Annotated in this window: 10 protein-coding genes; 5 read left to right on the top strand and 5 right to left on the bottom strand. The window is 69.5% G+C overall.

Features of this window, described 5'->3' with window-relative positions:
• The first annotated feature begins 172 nt into the window (after positions 1 to 172).
• Entirely contained in the window at positions 173 to 637 is a 465-nt protein-coding gene (locus tag ACFO6Q_RS13055; RefSeq protein ID WP_380021545.1) for a nuclear transport factor 2 family protein, read from the top strand.
• An 81-nt stretch (positions 638 to 718) separates the two neighbouring features.
• Here ACFO6Q_RS13055 and ACFO6Q_RS13050 read toward each other — a convergent pair whose 3' ends face one another.
• From ACFO6Q_RS13050 to ACFO6Q_RS13040, 3 genes are all read right to left on the bottom strand, one after another.
• Positions 719 to 11,596 carry a DUF7507 domain-containing protein gene (locus tag ACFO6Q_RS13050; protein WP_380021544.1) on the bottom strand — a complete coding sequence of 3,626 codons (10,878 nt, stop codon included), beginning with the start codon at positions 11,594 to 11,596 and terminating at the stop codon, positions 719 to 721.
• Between the two features lie 166 nt (positions 11,597 to 11,762).
• Positions 11,763 to 12,980: an MHYT domain-containing protein gene (locus ACFO6Q_RS13045; RefSeq protein WP_380021543.1), complete on the bottom strand. Its 1,218-nt coding sequence runs from the start codon at positions 12,978 to 12,980 to the stop codon at positions 11,763 to 11,765.
• A 161-nt stretch (positions 12,981 to 13,141) separates the two neighbouring features.
• Positions 13,142 to 13,345 carry a hypothetical protein gene (locus ACFO6Q_RS13040; RefSeq protein ID WP_380021542.1) on the bottom strand — a complete coding sequence of 68 codons (204 nt, stop codon included), beginning with the start codon at positions 13,343 to 13,345 and terminating at the stop codon, positions 13,142 to 13,144.
• Positions 13,346 to 13,592: 247 nt separating this feature from the next.
• On the opposite strand from ACFO6Q_RS13040, the gene ACFO6Q_RS13035 reads away from it, so the two are divergent.
• Positions 13,593 to 13,967 (top strand): hypothetical protein, encoded by a 375-nt coding sequence (locus ACFO6Q_RS13035; protein WP_380021541.1) that lies wholly within the window; start codon positions 13,593 to 13,595, stop codon positions 13,965 to 13,967.
• A 148-nt stretch (positions 13,968 to 14,115) separates the two neighbouring features.
• Here ACFO6Q_RS13035 and ACFO6Q_RS13030 read toward each other — a convergent pair whose 3' ends face one another.
• On the bottom strand, positions 14,116 to 14,994 hold the full coding sequence (locus tag ACFO6Q_RS13030) for a LysR family transcriptional regulator (RefSeq protein WP_380021540.1): 879 nt from the start codon (positions 14,992 to 14,994) through the stop codon (positions 14,116 to 14,118).
• Positions 14,995 to 15,489: 495 nt separating this feature from the next.
• Here ACFO6Q_RS13030 and ACFO6Q_RS13025 point away from each other — a divergent pair, with 495 nt between their 5' ends.
• From ACFO6Q_RS13025 to ACFO6Q_RS13015, 3 genes are all read left to right on the top strand, one after another.
• Positions 15,490 to 16,215, top strand: a complete 726-nt coding sequence (locus ACFO6Q_RS13025; RefSeq protein WP_380021539.1) for a hypothetical protein — start codon at positions 15,490 to 15,492, stop codon at positions 16,213 to 16,215.
• An 11-nt stretch (positions 16,216 to 16,226) separates the two neighbouring features.
• Positions 16,227 to 20,123, top strand: coding sequence for a hypothetical protein (locus ACFO6Q_RS13020; protein ID WP_380021538.1), 3,897 nt, complete (start codon positions 16,227 to 16,229; stop codon positions 20,121 to 20,123).
• A gap of 299 nt (positions 20,124 to 20,422) precedes the next feature.
• Positions 20,423 to 20,857, top strand: coding sequence for a PACE efflux transporter (locus ACFO6Q_RS13015; protein ID WP_380021537.1), 435 nt, complete (start codon positions 20,423 to 20,425; stop codon positions 20,855 to 20,857).
• On the opposite strand, the gene ACFO6Q_RS13010 is transcribed toward ACFO6Q_RS13015, so the two are convergent.
• The gene (locus ACFO6Q_RS13010) at positions 20,806 to 21,747 is read right to left on the bottom strand and encodes a LysR family transcriptional regulator (RefSeq protein ID WP_380021536.1); all 942 of its coding nucleotides are present in this window, start codon (positions 21,745 to 21,747) and stop codon (positions 20,806 to 20,808) included. The genes ACFO6Q_RS13015 and ACFO6Q_RS13010 overlap by 52 nt on opposite strands.
• Positions 21,748 to 21,831: the final 84 nt, after the last annotated feature.

Below are 21,831 nucleotides of genomic sequence, written 5' to 3'. Positions count from 1 at the left end.
GCTCCCGCGCGACGACCCAGCGGGCTGGACGCGGGTGCGCAAGCGACCGCGCCGGTTCGTGCATCCGGCGGGTGTGCGGACGCGGCTGCGTCCCGCTCGCCGGATGCGCTGGAATCGCGCCGGAAAACCGTGCGATTCTTCGGCCGCAGCACGGCAACAAGGAGGATGGCCCATGATCTGGCTGTGGAAATCCGCGATCGTCGCGATCGCGTTCGCCGCGACCGGCGGCGCAGGTCCTGCCGCTGCGGCGGAACGCGACCTCGCTTCGGAAGAGTCCAACCGCAAGCTGGTGGTCGAGTTCTACGACCGCTTCTTCAACCGCCACGACGTCGATGCCGCGCAGGTCGTCGCGGACGACTACCGGCAGCACAATCCCCACGTCCCCGACGGCAAGCAGCCGTTCGTTTCGTTCTTCGCCAGGACCTTCGCGGAAAACCCTCAGCGGCGTTCGCGCATCGTGCGCAGCGCCACCGACGGCGACCTGGTGTACCTGCACGTGCACGCGACCCAGCGCCCCGGCGACCGCGGTTCGGCCGTGGTCGACATCTTCCGCGTGAAGGACGGAAAGATCGTCGAGCATTGGGACGTCGTGCAGACGGTCCCGGAAAAGGCCGCCAACGACAACACGATGTTCTAGGACACGGTGCGTGCGCCGCCGCCGCGGCGGCGTGCTTGCGTCCGGTCTTCCCGGCCGCCGACGACGGCGGCCGGAAGACACTCAACCACGGCGCCGCCCCAGGCCGGTGCCGGCCACCAGAATCACCGCCATCCCGAGCAGGGCGAGCATCCAGCGCGCGTCGATCGGTACCGGCAGCGCCGGCTCGGGCTGCGCGCCCACCGACGTCGTCACCGTGTCGGCGTTGTCGCCCGGCGTCGGATCCTCCACCGTCGGTGACTCCACCGTCGCCGTGTTCGCGATCGGCCCCGGGAATCCTGCCTGCACCGCGTAGGTCGCGGTGACGCTCGCGCGGGCGCCGTTCGCCAGCGCCGGCAATCTGCACGGGAAGCCGCCTTCGCACGGCGAGGTCGCCGACACGAAGACCAGGCCGTTCGGCGTCGGGTCGTCCAGCACCGCATCCGGCACCGCAGCGGGACCGCGATTGGTGACGGTGATCGTGTAGCTCAGCGTGCCGCCCGCCGGCACGCTGGCCGGGCCGGTCTTGTTCACGAGCAGGTCGGCCGTGTCCGGTACGAGCGGAACGACCGGCGTGCGCACCGTGCTGGTGTTGCCGCCGGAATCGGGATCGGGCGTCGGACTCGATACCGTCGCGGTGTTCTCGATCGATCCGGACGCCGTCGCCGGCACCGCGAACGTCACCGCGACCTCTACCCTGCCACCGGCGGCGAGATCGCCGAGCGCGCACGGGAAACCATCCGCGCACGGGGCGCCGGCGGACACGAACGTCAAGCCCGCCGGCGTCGGATCGTCGAGCGTCACGGCTTCGGCCACGTCGGGGCCGTCGTTTCGCACGCGCAGCGTGTACGCGACCTCGCCGCCCGCCGTCGCACCGGCGGGGCCGGTCTTGATCACGCTCAGATCGGCCGAGCGCGAAGCGCGAACGACCTCGGTGTCGGCGCTGTCGTGATTGTCGCCGGTGTCCGGATCGGTGACGCCGGCCGGCGGCGTCACCGTCGCCGTGTTGCGCAGCGTGGTCACCTCGTCCGGCGCCGTCGCCGTGATCGTGACCGTTGCGCGACCGCCGGCCGGCAGGGTCGCGATCGAGCCGGCGACGCTGGCGTCGAACGTGCCGCACACCGCACCGCCGGCTTCGCCGCCGCAGGCGACGCTGACGCCGGTCAGGCCCGCCGGCAGCGGATCGCTCACCGTGGCGCCGTCCGCGTCGCCGGGGCCGGCATTGCCGATCACCAGCGTGTAGACGATCGTGCCGGCCGCCGTCACCGTGGCCGGAGCGGTCTTCGTCAGCTGCAGGTTCGCGCTGTGCGCGACCGGTGTCGTCGCCGTGCTGGTGTTGTTGTCGGGATCGGGATCTTCGGTCGGGCTGGTCGCCGTCGCCGTGTTCGCGATCGGGTCTGCACCGGCGTAGCCGGACGGCACCGCGTAGGTGACGGTCACCGTCACGCTGTCTCCGGCGGCGAGATCGCCCAGATCGCACGGGAAACCGGTCACGCATGGCGCGTCCGCCGAAACCAGGCTCAGGCCGGCCGGCGTCGGATCGGCCAGGCTCACGCGGCCGGCGCTGCCCGGGCCGGCGTTGCGCACCACGATCGAGTAGGTCACATCCGTGCCCGGCGTGGCGCTGGCCGGACCGCTTTTCACCACCGACACGTCCGCCCGTCCCTGCGGCACGATCTCGACGCCGTCCTCGTTGTTGCCCGGCACCGGATCGGTCTGGTCGCCGCCCGCGCTCGCCGCCCAGTTCGTGATCGTCGTGCCGGCCTGGTCGGCGTTCACGGTCGCCGCGATCGTCAGCGTCGCCGATGCGCCGTCGCCGCTCGCCGCGAGATCGCCGATCGTCCACACGCCGGTCACCTCGTCGTACGTCCCCTGGCTCGCCGTCGCGCCGACGAAACTCAGGCCCGCCGGCAGCGCATCGGTCGCCGTCACGCGGGTGGCCGCGCTCGGGCCGTTGTTGATCACCGTCACCGTGTAGGTCACCTGCTCGTTCACCGGCGGCGCCGGCTCGTCGACCGTCTTCACGACCTGGATGTCCGCCGCCTGGCCGTTGATCGTGACGCCGTCGGCGTTGTTGGATAGATCCGGATCCGTTTCTGCCGCCGCTGCAGTCGCGCTGTTGGTGATTGCGTCCGGCTGCGTCACGGTCGCCACGATCGTCAGCGTCGCCTCCGCGTCGACGGCCAGATCGCCGATCGTCCACAGGCCGGTGCTCTCGTCGTAGGTTCCGGGGCCCGGTGTCGCGCTGACGAAGCTCAGCCCTTCCGGCAGCTCGTCCGTCACGTTCACCGCCGTCGCCGGACTCGGGCCGGCATTGCGCACGCGCACCGTGTAGGTCACGTTCGAACCGACGTTCGGCGCCACCTCGTCCACCGTCTTGTCGAGCTGCAGGTCCGCCAGCGTGCCCGCGTTCACCCCCGCGCTGCCGGCATTGTTGCTGGTGTCCGGATCGAGCTGGTCGCCGCCGGTGCGCGTGGCGGTGTTCACGATCGCGCCCGGCTGCGTCACCGTGGCGGTGATCTGCAAGGTGGCGCTCGCGCCATTCGCCAGCGCACCCACCGTCCACAGGCCAGTCGCGTCGTCGTACGCGCCCTGGCTCGCCGTCGCGCTGACGAACGCCAGACCGAGCGGCAGTCCGTCGGTGATCTCCACACCGGTCGCGTCGTCCGGTCCCCGGTTGGTCGCCGTCACGATGAAGGTGACGTCTTCGCCGACGTTCGGTGCTGCCTCGTCGACCGTCTTGCTCACCGCGATGTCCGCCGCCGAATCGACCTCGGTGGTCGCCTCGTCGGTGTTGTCGGCCGGGTCCGGATCGGTGGTGCCGCCCGGCGCCACGACGCTCGCCGTGTTGGTCAGGGTCTGCGCGCCGACCGGCGCCGTGCCGGTGATCGTGATCGTCACTGCGCCGCCGCTCGGCAAGGTCGGGACCGAACCGCTGACCGTGTTGCCGGCCACGTTCGGCGCAGCGCAAACGGCTCCGTCCGTCGCCGAGCCGCAGCTCGCCGCCACGCCGGTGATGCCGGACGGCAGCGCGTCGCTGTAGGTGGCGCCGTTCGCCGCGCTCGGGCCGGCGTTGGCGATCCGCAGCGTGTAGGTGATCGTGCCGCCCGAGACCACCGTCGCCGGACCGCTCTTGCGCAGCGATAGGTTCGCGCTGGCCTCGACCGCGGTCTCGACCGTGCTCTGGTTGTCGTCCGGCTGCGGATCGGTCACGCCGCCCGGCGGCGCGATGCGCGCGGTGTTGCTCAGTGTGGCCGCATCGTCCGGCGCCGTCGCCGTGATCGTGATCGTCGCGCTGGCGCCGGCCGGGAAGGCCGCGAGCGTGCCGGCGACGCTCGTGTCGAACGCGCCGCACACCGCACCGCCGTTCCCGCTGCAGCTCACCGTGGCGTCACTCAGGCCGGCCGGCAGCGGATCGTCGACCGTCGCGCCGTCGGCGGCGCTCGGACCTTCGTTGCTCGCCACCAGCGTGTAGGTGATCGTGCCGCCGGCCGTCACCGTCGCCGCCGCCGTCTTGGTGATCCGCACGTCCGCGCTGCGCGCGATCGGCGTCGTCGCCGTGCTGGTGTTGTCGCTGCCGTCCGGATCCGGCGTCGGGCTGGTCACGCTCGCCGTGTTGGCGATCGTTCCGCTCTGACCGGGCGGGATCGCGTACGTCACGTTCACCGTGGCGCTCGCGCCGGCGGCGAGGTCGCCCAGATCGCACGGGAAGCCGCCTGCGCACGGCGCATCGGCGGAAACGAAGCTCAGGCCCGACGGCGTCGGATCGGCCAGGCTCACCGCCGCCGCCGTGCTCGGGCCGGCGTTGCTCACCACGATCCGGTACGTCACCTCGGTGCCCGCGGTCGCCGCGGCCGGGCCGGTCTTCGCCACCGACAGGTTCGCCGACGCGGTCACCTCGGTATCGGCGGTGTCCTGGTTGTCGGCCGGATCCGGATCGCTCACGCTGCTCGGCGGCGTCGCCGTCGCCGTGTTGCGCAGCGTCGTCGCCTCATTCGGCGCGGTTGCGGTGATCGTGATCGTCACGCTGCCGCCCGGCGGGAGCGTCGTGATCGTGCCCGCCACCGTCGCGTCGAACGCGCCGCACACCGCGCCGCCGGTCTCGCCGGCGCAGCTCGCCGTGGCGTTCGTCAGCCCGGCGGGCAGCGGGTCGCTGACCGTCGTGCCGTCCGCATCGCTCGGGCCCAGGTTGCTCACCACCAGCGTGTAGGTGACCGTGCCGCCGGCCGTCACCGTCGCCGGTGCCGTTTTCGTCAGCTGGAGATCCGCGCTGCGCTCGACCGGTGTCGTCACCGTGCTGGCGTTGTCATCGGGATCGGGATCTTCCGTCGCGCTCGTCACCGTCGCCGTGTTGCTGATCGGGTCCGAGCCGGCGTAGTCCGACGGCACGGCGAACGTCACCGTCACCGTCGTGCCGGCGCCGGCGGCGAGGTCGCCCAGCGCGCACGGGAAACCGCTCGCGCACGGCGCCGTGGCGGAGACGAACGTCAATCCCGCGGGCGTCGGATCGGCCAGGCTCACCTGCGCCGCCGTGCTCGGACCCGCGTTGCTCGTCACCAGCGTGTAGGTCACGTTCGTGCCCGGCGTCGCGTGCACCGGGCCGTCCTTCACGACCGAGATGTCCGCGCGTCCCTGCGGCACGATCTCGACGCGGCCTTCGTCATTGGCCGGATTCGGATCGGTCTGATCGCTGCCCGCGCTCGATGCCACGTTGGCGATCGTCGCGCCGGCCTGGTCGGCATTCACGGTCGCCACGATGGTCAGCGTCGCCACCGCATCGGCGCCGCTGGCGGCCAGATCGCCGATCGTCCACGCGCCCGTCGTCTCATCGTAGGTGCCCTGGCTCGGCGTCGCGCTGACGAAGCTGAGGCCGGCCGGCAGCGCGTCCACCGCCATCACGTGAGTCGCCGCGCTCGGACCGTTGTTGGTCACCGTCACCGTGTACGTCACCTGGCTGTTCACCGGCGGCGCCGACTCATCCACCGTCTTCACGACCTGGAGGTCGGCCGCCTGGCCGCTGATCGTCGCGCCGTCGGCGTTGTTGGACGAATTCGGATCCTCCTCGGCCGCCGCCGCAGTCGCGGTGTTGGTGATCTCGCCCGCCTGCGTCACCGTCGCCACGATCGTCAGCGTCGCCTGCGCACCCGCTTCGAGAACGCCGACCGTCCACAAACCAGTCGCCTCGTCGTAGGCACCCTGGCTCGCCGTCGCGCTGACGAAGGTCAGGCCCGCCGGCAGCAGGTCGGTCACGTTCACGTCCGTCGCCGGGCTCGGACCGGCGTTGCGCACGGTCACCGTGTAGCTGACGTTCGAGCCCACGTTCGGAGCCGGCTCGTCGACCGTCTTGTCGAGCTGCACGTCGGCCAGGGTGCCGGCGTTCACGCCCGCGCTGCCGGCGTTGTTGCTGCTGTCCGGATCGAACGGGTCGCTGGCGGTCACCGTCGCCGTGTTCACGATCGCGCCCGACTGCATCACCGTCGCGACGATCGTCAGCGTGGCGTCCGCGCCGTTCGCCAGCGCGCCGACGTCCCACAGCCCCGTCGACTCGTCATACGTGCCCCGGCTCGGTACGGCGCTGACGAAGTCCAGACCCGCAGGCAGGCCGTCGGTGATCTGCACGCCGGTCGCGTCGTTCGGTCCGGTGTTGCGCGCCGTCACCGTGAAGGTGACGTTCTCGCCGACGCTCGGGTCGGCCGCGTCGACCGTCTTGGTCACGGCGATGTCGGCGGCCGCGGAGACCTCGGTGCTCACCTCGTCGGTGTTGTTGGCCGGGTCCGGATCGGTGGTGTCGGACGGTGCGGCCACGCTGGCGGTATTGGTCAGTGTGGCCGCGCCGACAGGGACCGTGCCGGTGATCGTGATCACCACCCGGCCGCCGCGCGGCAAGGTCGGGATCGTGCCGCTGACGGTGTTGCCGGCCACGATCGGATTCGCGCATACCGCTCCGCCGCTGGCCAGACGGCAGCTCGCCGTGACCGCCGTGATCTCGCCAGGAACCGCGTCGCGGTACGTCGCGCCGTCCGCGTCGCTCGGACCGGCGTTGCTCACCACCAGCGTGTAGCGGATCGTGCCACCCGCCTGCACCGTCGCCGGGCCGATCTTTCTGATTCGCAGATCAGCCACACCGCTCAGCTCCGTCGTCGCCGTGCTGCTGTCGTCGCTGCCGTCCGGATCCGGCGTCGGGCTGGTCGCGCTCGCCGTGTTGGCAATCGTGCCGGTCTGACCGGGCGGGATCGCGTACGTCACGTTCACCGTCGCGCTCGCGCCGGCGGCGAGGTCGCCCAGGTCACACGGGAAGCCGCCTGCGCACGGCGCATCGGCCGAAACGAAAGTCAGGCCCGCCGGCGTCGGATCGGCCAGGCTCACCGCCGCCGCCGTGCTCGGGCCGGCATTGCTGACCACGATCCGGTACGTCACCTCGGTACCCGCGGTCGCCGCGGCCGGGCCGGTCTTCACCACCGACAGGTTCGCCGACGCAGTCACCTCGGTATCGGCGGTGTCCTGGTTGTCGGCCGGATCCGGATCGCTCACGCCGCTCGGCGGCGTCGCCGTCGCCGTGTTGCTCAATGTCGTCGCCTCGTCCGGCGCGATCGCGGTGATCGTGATCGTCACGCTGCCGCCCGGCGGGAGCGTCGTGATCGTGCCCGCCACCGTCGCGTCGAACGCGCCGCACACCGCGCCGCCGGTCTCGCCGGCACAGACGGCGCTGGCATCGGTCAGCCCCGCCGGCAGCGGATCGCTCACCGTCGTTCCGTCCGCGTGGCTCGGCCCCGGATTGCTCACCGTCAGCGTGTAGCGGATCGTGTCGCCGGCCGTCACCGTCGCCGGCGCCGTCTTCGTCAGTTGCAGGTCCGCGCTGCGCTCGACCGGCGTCGTCGCCGTGCTGGCGTTGTTGTCCGGGTCGGGATCGGCGGTCGAACTCGTCACCGTCGCCGTGTTGGCGATCGGATCCGCGCCGGCGTAGTCCGGCGGCACGGCGAACGTCACCGTCATCCGCGCGCTGGCGCCGGCCGCGAGGTCGCCGAGCGCGCACGGAAAGCCCGCCGCGCACGGCGCCGTGGCGGAGACGAACGTCAGCCCCGCCGGCGTCGGATCGGCCAGGCTCACCTGCGCCGCCGCGCTCGGGCCGGCGTTGCTGACCACGATCACGTAGGTCACGTTCGTGCCCGGCGTCGCATGCGCCGGACCGTCCTTCACCACCGACACGTCCGCACTGGCGATCGGCGTCACGCTCGCCTCGGCCCGGTTGTTGCCGGGATCGGGATCGGTCTGGTCGACGCCGTCCAGGCGCGCCGTATTCGTCACGCGCGCGTCGGTGTCCACCCTCGCGGCGATCGTCAGCGTCGCCACCGCATCGGCACCGCTCGCGGCCAGATCGCCGAGCGACCAAAGGCCGCTCGCCTGGTCGTACGCGCCACGGCTCGGGCTCGCGCCGAGGAAGGTCAGCCCCGCCGGCAGCGCGTCTTCGATGCGCACGCCGGTGGCCGCGCTCGGTCCGAGGTTGCTCACCGTCACCGTGAACGTCACCGTGTCGCCGCGCGCCGGGTTCGCCTCGTCGACCGTCTTCAGCACCTGGATGTCGGCCGCCTGGCCGTTGATCGTCACGCCGCCGCTGTCGTTGGCCGGGTTCGGATCGTGCTGGTCCACGGCGGCCACGCTCGCGGTATTGGTGAGCTCGCCCGGCATCCCGACCGTGGCGACGAGGGTCAGGGTCGCCTCTGCGTCGTCGGCCAGATCACCGAGCGTCCATACGCCCGTTTCGGCGTCGTAGCTGCCGACCGTCGCGGTGGCCGAGACGAAGTTCAGGCCCGCCGGCAGTGCGTCGTCGACGATCACGCCGGTGGCGTCGTTCGGCCCAGCGTTGCGCACCGTGATGGTGAAGCTGACGTTGTCGCCGAGATTCGGCGTGGTCGTGCTGGCGGTCTTGTTGACCTGCAGGTCCGCCGACGGCTGCGCGTTCACCGACGCCGTCGCCGCGTTGTTGCTGGTGTCCGGATCGAACTGGTCGCCGGCCGACTTGGTCGCCGTGTTGCTCAGCGCGCCGGCGGTGAGCACCTGCGTGGTCATGGTCAGCGTCGCCTGCGCGCCGTTGGCCAGCGCACCGACCGTCCACAGGCCGGACGCCTCGTCGTACGCGCCCTGGCTCGCCGTCGCGCCGGCGAACGACAGGCCTGCCGGCAGCGCATCGGTCACCGTCACGCCGGTGGCGTCGCTCGGCCCGTCATTGCGCGCCGTGATCGTGAACGTCACCGTCTCGCCGACGTTCGGCGCCGGATTGTCGACCGTCTTGTCGAGCACGATGTCGGCCGCGGCGTTCACCGGCACCTGCACGCTCGCGCTGCAACGCGGCTCCGACGAACAGCCGGCATCGCCGCCGCCGCTGACGGTGGCCGTGTTGTCGCCGTTCGCCGCACCGGCGCCGACCTCGACTTCGAGCGTCAGCGTCGTGCTCGCGCCCGCCGCCAGCATGCCCGCGTAGACGCACGACAGCGCGCCCGTTCCCGTGCAGCTCCAGTCGCCGCCGCTCGCGCGCGCCAGCGTGATCCCCGCCGGCAACGTGTCGGAAATCGTCAGGCTGCCGGCCGTCGGCGCCTCGCCCTGGTTCGCGACCGTGATCGTGTAGGTGGCCGACTGGCCGACCGTGAACGGATTGGGCGCCGCACGTTTCGTCACGCTCAATTGCGGCTTCACCACCGGATTGCCGGCGGCGCACGCCGCGCAGGCCTCGTCCGCGCTGCTCGTCACGCGGTTCGTCAGCGTCGTCGCGTTGGCCGATACCGGCGTGACCACGGTCACCGTGAACGTGGCGGTCGCCTCGCCTTCCGCCGGCACGCTCTGGGTCGCGCTGCAGCTCGTCCCTGCCGCCGCACCGGCACGGCAGCCCGTCCACACGGCCGCGTCCGGTCCGGTGTAGGTCGTTTCCGCCGGCACGGTCTCGGTCAGCGTCGTCGGGCCGGCGGTCTGGCCCGAGTTCGTGCTGGTGATCGTGTACGTCAGCACGTCGCCGGCCTTCACCGAGGCTCCCGCCTGCGCCGCCTCCCCGTTGATGCCGGTCAGGGTCTTGACCGTAGTGATGCTCGCCGGCGTGTCGATGCGCGTCGCGTGGCTCGCGCAATGCGAGGCGTCCGTGCAACCGGCGCCGGGCGCGGGCGGCGCGCCGCCGTTGAAGGGATCGCCACCGCCGCCGACCGAGGCGTAGTTCACCGCATCGCCATCCGCGACCACGTTCACCGGCAGGACGATCGGGCCCGCCGCGCCACCGGCCGCGATGGGCGTGGTGTTCCGGCACGTCACGTTCCGGCCGCTGCTGGTACAGCTCCATCCGTTCGTCGCCAGCGGATTGGTCCAGTTCGCGCTCACCTCGGCAGGCAGCGTGTCGACGACGCTCACCGCGCCGCTGGTCGACATGCCCCCCTGGTTCATCACGTTCAGCGTGTACTGCGCGCCGGCCTGGCCGACGGCCCACGCGGGATCGGCATTGCTCGCCTTGGTCACCTTCAGGTTCGGCTTGCGTGCGTTGGTGAACGTACAGGTGACGTCGGTGCCGGGCATCTTGAAGGTGCCTGCCCGACGGTCGGTGGTGGTGCCGACCACCGCCCCCGGGCAGTCCAGCGACGTCTCGTAGTCGTCGCCACGCGCCGGCGTGGCGAAGATTTCTTCGATGGTGATCTTGCTTCCCGCCGTGCCGATCGCCGTCGCAGCCGTCGTCGCCTCGGGCGTGGACGTTCCGGGAGTGGCATTGCTGCCGCCGGCGATGGAGAGATTCACCGTATCGCCCGGCGCGCCGGCGACCCAGGTCTTGGTCAGCGTGATGCGGCTGGTCTTCGCGTTGCCGAAGGTGCAGACGAGGTCCTGGTTCGCTCGATAGTTCGCCGCGGCAATGCGCAGCGCCGATCCGCTCAACGTGGCCGGCACCGTCGCGCCGCTCTGGTCCTGACACGTCGCGGACTGCAGCGTGAAATCCGCCGCCGGCGTCTCGGTGAGGACGATGTCACGGGAATGGTCACCGACACGGTACAGGCCGGATGACGCCGGGTTCGATCCGCTGCTGGTCGTCAGTGTCGTGTTGCTGCTGGTCGCGCTGGTACCGATGTCGGCGGTGGTGGTGTTGTCGTCGACGAAACCGAAGCTGCCGAAACCACCGGTGGTCTGCTTGCGCAGCATGATGGTCGAGCCCTTGACCGACCAGGCCATCTCCAGCAGATCGCCGTCGTTGCCGTTCAACGTACCGCCCCAGGCGACGCCGGTGACGGTGAAGGTCAGGCTGCGGATGCCGGTTCCCGTCACCTGGATCGAGCCGCACGCGGTGCCCTGGGTGGCGATATTGCTGGTGCACTCCGTCTGCGCGTCGGCGTAGACCGGATCGCCGTTGGTGTAGACGACGGAACGCCTGAATTCCGTGGGGCGGACGATGAATTGCGGATTGCCGCTGAGTCGCTCCAGCGTGATCAGATTGCCGCTCGCCGTTGCGCCGGTCAGCCTCCACGAAGAACTGTTGGCGTAGCGGGTGGAACCGCTGACGCTGTTGCCGCCGAGCCGGTCGAGGTGGAGCACCGGATTGTCGACCGGCTTGCTGAACGTGACGGTCACCGTCTTGGCGCTGTTCTGCGCGCCGAAGCACACGACGAGCGCGAGCGCCGGCAGACCGGTAACCGGATTGCCGTAGGGGTTGGTGTACCAGCCGGCCGCGTTCGCCGTGTTGTTCAGGCTGCCCTGGCCATAGCCGGCGGGGGCATTGGAGCAGGAGCCGACGCCGAGAACGCCGCTGACGGTGGCGATGATTCCGGCGGCGGTCGCCGAGTTGGTGTTGCCGGGACTATTGGCCCAGAAGCTGGTGGTGACGGCGAACGCCGGTGCGACGAAGACCAGTCCGATACCGAGGAGCACGCCGCGCAGAGCGCGCAGGGGTGTCGCTCGAGTGGTGACGGAACGGCTTTCCTTCGACACGTCGATGCTGGTCATTTTCACTCCCGGATGACGCGCTTTCCTCGAACCGGAGGTCGCCGAGGGATATCCAAGCCGCACGTGCGTCGTCGCGACGCGCGGGCAAAGGGTGAACGGAGCACGGACCGCTTCGAACGCGACCGTGCCGGAGGGCGACTCGGCCGGACGCGGACCGCCCTGCTGCTCACGCCGCGTGACCCTGGCCCGGCTCGGCATGGCCGGCCGGCACGGACTTCGGCGCGGCGCGCAACAGCAGCCATTGCGGACTCTCGCCGTCGTCGGGACAGTGCGCTCTGTTGGTGGCGAGCCGGTAGCGGCCCTGCACGGCGAAATCACGACGCACGAGTTCGATCAGCGGGCCGCAGCGCGCGGCCACCGCGTCGGCATGGCCGTTGATCATCGCCACCAGATGCTCCGGCTGCGTCCGCGCGACGGTCGCGTCCGGCAGCGACCGCATGATGCGATCCTTCAACCAGGTCATCACGTCTCCCGACGGCGCCGAGCCTTCAGGACCTTCGACGCGGAACGTCACCACGGCAAAGCCGTCGGGAACGCGCATGCGGACCCGCTCGACGATCAGTTGCGACAGACGTGCCCGGTTCGGCAGCCCGGTTTCCTGATCGGTGAAAGCCAGGCTGTGCACACGCAATTCCAGCTCCCGCTCGGCGTGACGCGCCCTGGCCAGCTCGCGCGCATCCGCGATCGTGAACGCGATGCCGAAGCCGAGAATCACCAGGGTGGCGAACGTCGCCGGCAGCGGCAACAGATCCGCCGACAGCTGGTTGCCCGGCGCACACAGCGCGCCGTCGGCGAATTGCGCCGCTCCCATGCCGGTGTAGTGCATGCCGGCCACGGCCAGACCCATGGTCAGCGCGGCGCCGACGCGCAAGGCGATGTCACGCCCGCTGCGCACCTCCTTCAGGTAGGCGATGATCAGCAGGGCGGCGCCCGATGCGGCCACGGCGATGCCGACGGAAGCAGCGAACCACGCCGGCCGGTACACGATTCCCGGACTCATGCGCATCGCCCACATGCCGCCGTAGTGCATGAGGCAGATACCGGCGCCCATGACGAGCGCACCGACAGCCAGGGTGCCGTGCTGGAGCTTGCCGTATCCGACGATGTACAAGGCGAGCGCGGACACCGCGACTGCCGCGATCCACGACAACAAGGTAATCCAGGCGTCATAGGTGATCGGCACCGGCAGCGAAAAGGCCGTCATGCCGACGAAGTGCATCGACCAGATGCCCGTTCCCATCGCCAGCGCCCCGCCCATCAGCCACGACCGGCGGCCCGCGCTGCGCGCGCGCATGCGCGACGCGAACTCGATGGCGACGAAACCGGCGAGCGAGGCGATCAGGTAGGAAAGCGCCACCAGTCCGTAGTCGTAGTTGCCTTGCACGTCTTGAATTCCTGGGAAGGTGTGGCTTGCTCAGCCCGTGGACGCTCGAGCGCGATGAGAACTTCCGAGGGCTTTCGAGGGGCCTGTTGCGACCGGTTCCGCCTCGGCGGGTGAGATGAGCGGTGGCGGATTCCTCGCGGCGACGGACCCGGCGAAAACGATCAGGGCACCTTGCGCGACTTTCCGTTGCGGCGAATCGCGGCGACCGGGTCGATCTGCAGCTTCGACAGGTAGGCGTCGATCGCCTCGCTGGTCACGTCGTAGAGTGGGCGCCCCATCAGGGCAGCTGCCGTCTTCAGGTTGTTGTGGACGCGTCTGGACACGCGCAGGTTCGCGTCACGCAGGTCGTCATTCTTCGCGGTCATTCCTTTCAGGCACTCCGGCTCGATACACGCGGGGAATTTCCATCGGCGTCGGGCGAACGCCGGAAGCGCCCGAAACGATCGCAGGCCGATCGATGCAGCCGCTGCTCGCGAAGCAGGATTGGAATCTCCCCCTCTCGCCCGTCGAGGTGCTGAAAAAGTCCGTCCTGGACTTTTTCAGCGAAAAGGTGGCGGCACTGCCGTCGCCTTTTCTTGAGGATCGACCGCTTGCGCGACCGATTCTTGATCGATGCTTCCAAGCATCGCCTTGCAAAGCGGCTGCGAAAGTCCTGTTCCCCAGCCTGCTCGACAAGCCCCAACACGGGCGCGGAACCCCTCGAACGAGTTCCCTGTCCGCACCGTTGCCGTCAATCGATGTCCGGCAAGTACTGTCGGCCGAAGCGCGTGCGCCAATTTTCAGCAGAAAAACCACGCGATCCGCTCGAAAAACACGAATACGACACCTTCATTTACCGACCGGCCGAATGATGCTTTGAAAATCCCGCCCGATCGTCGCTGGACCTTCCACCCGGTACGCCCGATGCATTTCCCAGCCTTCAAAAGAACGAGCCAGCCCTTTTCACGCAAAAAAATCCGCGTGAAAATCACGACATCCGGCGATTGAAGGACCTCGTACGTTCAGGGAGATCTGACTGCTCGGAAACGGAACCCAACGCATCCGCACAGGAATTCTCAAATCCTCAAACGTGAGGCGCCCTGAGAATAGGCATCGCGAACAGCGGTGAACACTGACAGCGACGCAATACCCCTGTTCATATTTGTTCCGGTTCCGACGGCTCCGCATCACCGAGCAGGCGAACCGCGATATCGACCAGCGCGCGCAGGGGCTTTATCTGCCGCAGGTCGCGGTGATAGCCCATCCAGAAGTCGCGGCTGGGCGGGTTTTCGCCGAGATCAACCAGGCGCAGCCCCACCGTCTGATCCCCGACAGGCCGCGGAAGAACGGCCAGCCCGAGGCCACGTGCGCACAATCGCGCCTGCAGGCCCCGGCTGTTGCTGCTGAACACGGGGCGCGCCCGCGGCAGCATGTCCTGCACCCAGACCACGTCGGGATAGGTGTACTCGCTGGTATCCATCAGCAGCAGGTTCGAACCGTCTCCGTCTCCCTTCCTCGGGTCGGGAGCGTCGCTGCGCGTGTAGAGGCCGTAGGCCATGCGCATCAGGTAGCGCTGCACGATGTCGGGCTCGTCGAACGGAATGACGCGAAAGGCGATGTCCGCCTCGCGGCGCGACAGATCGAAGATCCGGTGGCTGGCGATGAGCTTGGGTACGATGCGGGGGTACTGCTGCGACAGATCGTGCAGTACCGGGGGCAGTACGTAGCTGGCGAACCAGCCGGCAGCGGAAATCCGCAGCTCGCCGTCGATCTCCGCGCTCGCACCGATGAGGCGCCGCTGGATCGCCAGCGCGTTGGATTCCATTTCCTCGGCGAGCCGCAGGATCGCCTCGCCGGCGTTGGTCAGAACGACGCCTTCGCTGTGGCGCTGGAACAGCATCTGACCGATCTCTTCTTCCAATGCGCGCAATCGCCGCCCGACCGTGGGGTGGCTCAATTGCAGCGCGCGCGCCGCGCTGCCCAGTGAGCCGCTGCGCGCAATCGCAAGAAATATCCTGACGTCACTCCATTCCATCGCAGCACTCGTACACCAAATCGAATAATTTGCAGGAAGCGTCCGGCAACTGCAACGGATTGAAGAATGAAAATTGAAAACGCCCGCATTTTTTGCGTCGCACGCTTGAAACACGCCTGCGCATAAACCGCCGATCAGCACAGGGTGGCTAGCACTCAATCCGCATCCGGACTTGGCGTCGTGGGCCAGGCACCGAGGGTGCGTACACATTCCTGAATATTCAGGGAAGCGCCGGACGGCCGCAGCCGTGGGCGCATTCGAACGCCGAAGTCGGCGAACCCGGGCACTCGCGAATCCTGCGTAGCCACGTGGTCCGCACATCATTCTCCCCGGCGGGACACAGCGAGCCGATGCCGGAATCGCGTCCGAGGTAGTGATGATTTGTGTAAAAGCGCATACTTTGTACCGGAGTATCCCCAGGGTTCGGATACTTCGACGCGCGGGCGGTTCGCCGCGGCGTCCTGACTGGCACCGCATTCGATTCAGGGGGAAAACATGCTCACCGGTTCTTGCCGCATCCGCGGCCGGACGTTCGCCGCCGCCCAGGCCCGGCGGATCGCCCGGCTGCGCTTTCATACGGCTCTCGCGCTCGCCATCGCAGCCGCTCCGCTGTGCGCGCAGACCATCGTCCCGAACGCCAATCTCGACACGCAGCTCGCCCCGTGGCAGGCGTTCGTGTCCACCACGCCCGACCCGGCCGGCAGCGGCGCCGCGCCGGTGTGGGTGGCGACTCCGGACCTGAACCAGAGCACGCTTTCCGGTTCGGCGCGCATCGATCTGCAGGCGGGCGGCTCGGCCGCCAATGCGGCCTCGGGCATGACGCAATGCGTCGACTTCGACAGTCCGACGCTGATCCACTTCGCCAACTACGGCATGAGCTTCCAGGTGCCCGGGACGACTGCGGACGACGGCAGCCTGAGCGCGACGGTGGAGCTGCGCCTGTTCGCCGACCCCGGCTGCAGCGGCTTCCTCAGCGGCGGCACGCAGGGCCAGACGATCACGCCCGGAACCGCGTCGGATGCAACCTGGTACGGCCTGAGCGACAACAGCTTCGTGCCCGCGGGCGCCCCCGTCACCGCGGCCAGCGCACAGATCCGCGGCTACCTGCGCCGCACCGGCACCGCGCCGACGCAGTCGGACTATCCGATCCATCTCGACCATTTCGTGCTCGTGCTGAACGACACGACACCGGTCGAGCTGATGCAGTTCTACGTCGAGTGAGGACGCACATCATGATCCTGCGATTCCTGCGCCCGCTCGCTCTCGCCTCGCTCGCCGGCACCAGCCTTTCCGCCGGCGCCGCCTGCGTCACGACGTCGATCTCCCCCGACACCGCCCTGCCCGCCGCCGCGGTCGGCGCGCCCTACAGCCAGACCGTCACCGCCAGCGGCATCGGTCCCCTGCCCTACGATTTCGCCATCACCAGCGGCGCGTCGAGCGGACTGGGACTGGACCTGGACGCCGTCGACGGCACCACGGCGAATCTGACCGGCACGCCGACGCGCGCCGGCCGCCATCTGTTCACCGTCACCGCCACCGACACGAACGGTTGCAGCGGCGGCCGGACCTACGCGCTCGACGTCGGCGCGGGCAGCCAGACCATCGCATTCACCTCCAGCGCACCGAGCGACGCGCGCTTCGGCGACACGCCCTACAACGTGAGCGCAGCCGCCACCTCGGGGCTCGCCGTGAGTTTCTCGATCGACGCTTCGGCGACGGCGGTCTGCGCGATCGGCGGATCGATCGTGACCTTCGGCGGCGTCGGCACCTGCGTGATCAACGCCGATCAGGCCGGCGATGCCGATTGGAACGCCGCGCCACGCGTGCAGCAGAGTTTCGCCGTCGGCAAAGCGACGCAGTCGATCACCTTCACCACCACCGCGCCGACCACGGCCGTCGTCGGTGGCGCTCCCTACGACGTCGCTGCGACGGCTTCGTCGGGCCGGATCGTCACCTTCAGCATCGACACGAGCGCCGCCGCGGTCTGTTCGATCGCCGGATCGAGCGTGAGCTTCCACAGCGCCGGCACCTGCGTGATCAACGCCGACCAGGCCGGCGACGCGAACTACGAACCAGCGCCGCAAGTCCAGCAGAGCTTCGCCGTCGGCCGCGCCAGCCAGACGATCACGTTCACCTCGACCGCGCCGACGGCCGCCATCGTCGACGGCGCGCCCTACGCGGTCGCCGCGACGGCGTCGTCCGGGCTCGCCGTCGCCTTCAGCATCGACGCCGGCGCGGCGTCGGTGTGCTCGATCGCCGGCTCCAGCGTCAGCTTCCACGGCGCGGGCACCTGCGTGATCAACGCCGACCAGGCCGGCGACACGGAATGGAACGCCGCGCCGCGCGTACAGCAGAGCTTCGCCGTCGGCCGCGGCGCACAGACGATCACCTTCAGCACTGCGGCGCCGACGACGGCCGTCGTCGACGGACCGACCTACGCCGTCGCGGCGACGTCCTCGTCAGGACTCGCAGTGAGCTTCGCCATCGACCCGGCCGCCGCGGCGGTCTGCTCGATCGCCGGTGCCACCATCAGCTTCCACGGCGCGGGCAGCTGCGTCGTCAACGCCGATCAGGCCGGCGATGCGAACTACCAGCCGGCGCCGCGCGCGCAGCAGTCGTTCGCGGTCGGCCCCGGCAGCCAGAGCATCGACTTCACGTCGACCGCGCCGGCGAACGCCGTCGTCGCCGGCGCCCCCTACACGCCGAGCGCGAGCGCCAGCTCCGGCCTGCCGGTGACGCTGACGATCGACGCGGCCTCGGCCTCGGTGTGCTCGATCGCCGCCGGTGCCGTGAGCTTCCAACATGCCGGCACCTGCACGATCGACGCGAACCAGGCCGGCGACGCGAACTACCAGCCGGCGCCGCAGGCGCAGCAGAGTTTTGCGGTCGGCAAGGGCAACCAGACCGTCAGCTTCACCAGCACGGCGCCGACCGACGCGGTGGTGGCCGGGGCGACCTACACGCCCAGCGCGGTTTCCAGCGCCGGCCTGCCGGTCGCGCTGACGATCGACGCGAGCGCTGCCTCGGTGTGCTCGATCTCCGGCGGCGTGGTGAGCTTCCACGGCGCCGGCACCTGCACGATCGACGCGAACCAGGCCGGCGACGCCGACTGGAACGCCGCGCCGCAGATGCAGCAGAGCTTCGCCGTCGGCAAGGGCAGCCAGACGATCAGCTTCACGTCCACCGCGCCGACCGATGCGCACGTCGGCGGCACGTACACGGTGGCCGCAACGGCGACCTCCGGCCTGCCCGTCGCGTTCTCCATCGATCCCGCCGCGAGCGGCGTCTGTTCGATCGCCGGCGACACGGTTTCCTTCGTCGGCGGCGGCACCTGCGTGATCGATGCCGACCAGGCCGGTGACGCGAACTGGAACGCCGCGGCGCGGGTGCAGCAGAGCTTCACGGTTTCCACCTGCGTCACGCTCGCCGTCGGCCAGGTCGTGCTCGACGTCATGCCGGGCGGCGCGAACTTCTGCGTCGACAACGCGGAAGGCGCCAATGCCGAGTTCACCTACCTGCCGATCAACATCGCCGCCTCCGGCGAAGTCAGCCTCGGCGTGACCGGCACCGGCATCGTCGCCGTGGCCGGGCCGCCGACGCCGATCGCGCCGACCGGCGCATCGCCGCTGGCGCCGCTGCAGGAACCGGCGGAGCCGCTCGAGGTCGACTACCACGCCGTGGAAACGCCGGCATTCCCGCCGGAGCACGTCGTCGACGCGGCGTCGCTGATACCGCCCTATCATCTGAACGCCGGACCGCTGACGGTCGGCCAGCTGATCGACCTCAACGCCGCCGTCGGCGGCTGCAGCGTCGCGCCGGACGTGCGCAAGGCGCGCGTCGAGGCGATCACCACGCCGCAGACACCCGGCCAGCAGGTGCTGTACGCCGTACAGGAAGTCGTCGAGACCACGCCCGGCGCCGGTGACTGGCACCCGCCGGTTCCCGGCGGCTACGGCACGCCAGCCTTCCAGGCCATCATCGACGCGTTCGTTCAGGCCCCGCCGGGGAGCACCGCTTCCGGCGGCGGATTGCTGGGGGGCCAGCTGAAGACCGGCATGATGAACACGTTCACCGGCCTGTTCGGCGATCTCACCGACGTCGACAACAACGGCGGCGTGATCGTGTTCTTCACTCCGAAGCTGAACGAGCTGTCGCCGCCGGCGAGCAGCGCCTTGCAGGTCGGCCTGTTCCAGCCGCGCGACCTGTTCTCCGCGGCGAGCTGCCCCAGCAGCAACGAGGCCGAGATCCTCTACCTGATGGTGCCGGACCCCACCGGAGTGGTGAACAGCAACGTGCGCACGGTGTCGTTCGCCTACGGCAACGCCGGGCCGACACTGGTGCATCACTTCGAGCACCTGTTCAACGCCGCCCGCCGCATCTATTTCAACAGCGCCCCGACGCTGGAAGAGCCGTGGCTGGACGAGGCGCTGGCCTGGTCGGCACAGGAGCTGGCGTTCTTCAACGCCTCCGTCGGTCTGGTCCCGCGCAGCAACCTCGTCGTGACGAACCTGACGACCGGACCGAACGCGTCGGTGCGCGTCGCCGCCTTCAACACGTACGAAAACCCGATGTACGGCGCGATGCGCACCTACTTCCTGCAGCTGGGCGGAAGCAACGGCAACAAGCGCCTGGGACCGCTGCGCCGCCAGGCGTTCACCAGCGGCCTGCACGACGCGACCGCACAGAACTTCGCGCACACGTACATGTTTCTGCGCTACGCGATCGACCGGAAGAACACCGGCGACGCGGCACTGTTCAACGCGCTGGTCAACACCACGCAGGCCGGCGTGGCCAACCTGCAGGCGGTGTTCGGCGCCGACCCGAACGAGTGGATGCGCGACTTCCTGATTGCGGCGTACGCCGACGACGCGGTCGCCGGCGTGGACGCGCGCTACACGCTGCCGAGCTGGAACATCCGCTCGCTCTACAGCGCGCTCAACGGCTCGTACCCGCTGGCGACCGATCCGTTGAGCAACGCCGTGCCGCTGACGTTCGCCCTCTCGCCCGGCGGCGGCACGCGCTACGTGCGCTTCGGCGTGGCACCCGGCCAGAGCGCCAGCCTGACGCTGACCGAAGGCGGCGTATCGCCGACTTCGGCGATCACCACGGCGCTGGTGCGCACGAAGTAGACGACGGACCGGCGCGGAGTGGCGACGGACTGCGCGCCGGTCCCTGCTGCGGCAGGACCGGCGTCATCGCGCCCCCGTGCCGCGCGGCGGCGGCGGACGCCTCTTGAAACGACCGTGCGCGGCGTGCGCACGGCGCCTTCGTCCGCCTGCGCACGGCCGCGGCATGGCCGCCAGGACCTGCTCGCCGCATGCCGGAGGAAGCGACCATCAGTTTTGTAGGCCCCCTCGAACATTTCTGGACCTGTTTCGGCGCCGTTCCCGAGACAAGAATGACGCGGTCCGAGAGTCGGGAGCCTCCCATGCGTACCTTTCGCGATCGCGTCCGCCACGCCGTGCTGTTCGAGCTGATCGGACTGCTGCTCTTCATTCCGTTCGGCGCCCTGCTGTTCGGGCTGCCGCCGGGCAAGCTCGGCGTCATCGGCGTGGTCAGCGCGACCGTCGCCACGCTGTGGAATTTCCTCTACAACATCGGCTTCGACAATGCGATGCAGCGCACGGTCGGCCACACGAACAAGACTCTGCGCCATCGCATCGTCCACGTGGTGCTGTTCGAGATCGGGCTCCTGCTCCTGCTGCTTCCGCCGATCGCCTGGTATCTGGGCATCAGCCTGTTCGAGGCGTTCGTGATGGACGTGGCGTTCGTGGTGTTCTTCCTGTTCTACGCCTTCGCATTCAATCTGGCCTACGACCGGATCTTCCCGGTTCCGGCACGCCCCGCCGCCGACGCGGCCTGAGCCACGGCGCCGCCGATCCGCGCCGCGGCGAAGCGTTCGCGCAGCCACTGCGCGGCCGGGCCGCAAGGCCGCTGCTTGTGCCAGACCATTTCGAGCGCGACGGGCAGGTCGAAGTCGTCGAACTGCAGCTCCGGCGTGACCAGGTCCGGCCGCGCCGGCGAGGCGGCGATGACGTGGTCGGAGACGAAGGCCCAGCCGATGCCCTTGCGCACCATCTCCAGGATCACCCAGTGGCTCTCGATCCACCACACTTCCGCCGCCACGCGCAGGCGGTGCTTTTCCGGCCCGTTGCTGCGCGCGGCGACCAGGATCTGGCGGTGCCGCTTCAGGTCCTCCCAGTCGACGCGCTGGCCGGCGAGCGGGTGGTCCCTGCCGCAGACCATGCGGATCGGCACCCAGCCGATGGTCTGGAAGCCCAGTTCCGTGGGCAGGATTTCCTGGCGCCAGCTGATGCCCAGGTCCGCCGTGCCGGCGAGCACCAGCCGCGTCACGTCCTCCATCAGCGGGAACAGCAGTTCGAGTTCGACGTGCGGAAAACGCTGGGCGAAGTCGGCGAACAGCGCGCCCAGTTCGCTCTCCGGGTACAGCTCGTCGATGGCGACGACCAGACGCTGCTCGACGTGCGCCTCGAAGCTGCGCGCGACGCCGATCAGGTGCTCGCGCCGGTCGAGCATCACCCGCGCTTCCAGCAGCAGCCGCTCGCCGGCCGGCGTGAGCACGGGATTGCGCCCTTCGCGGCTGAACAGCGTCAGGCCGAGATCGGTTTCGAGATTGGCGATCTGCGTGCTGACCGCCGATTGCGCCTTCTTCAGCGCGCGCGCCGCCGCGGAGAACGAACCGTGTTCCGCCGCAGCGACGAAGGCCTGGAGCTGGTCGAGGGAAATCGACATCTATCTGATAAATAGATAACAACCAACTTTCTTCGATCGATTATCGAGATAAAAATGCGCAGGTTCAAGGACTTCAGGAGCCTT

The organism is Dokdonella ginsengisoli (assembly GCF_042652785.1).
Classification (GTDB): Bacteria; Pseudomonadota; Gammaproteobacteria; order Xanthomonadales; family Rhodanobacteraceae; genus Dokdonella_A; species Dokdonella_A ginsengisoli.
This window is presented reverse-complemented; position numbering and strand designations above follow the sequence as displayed.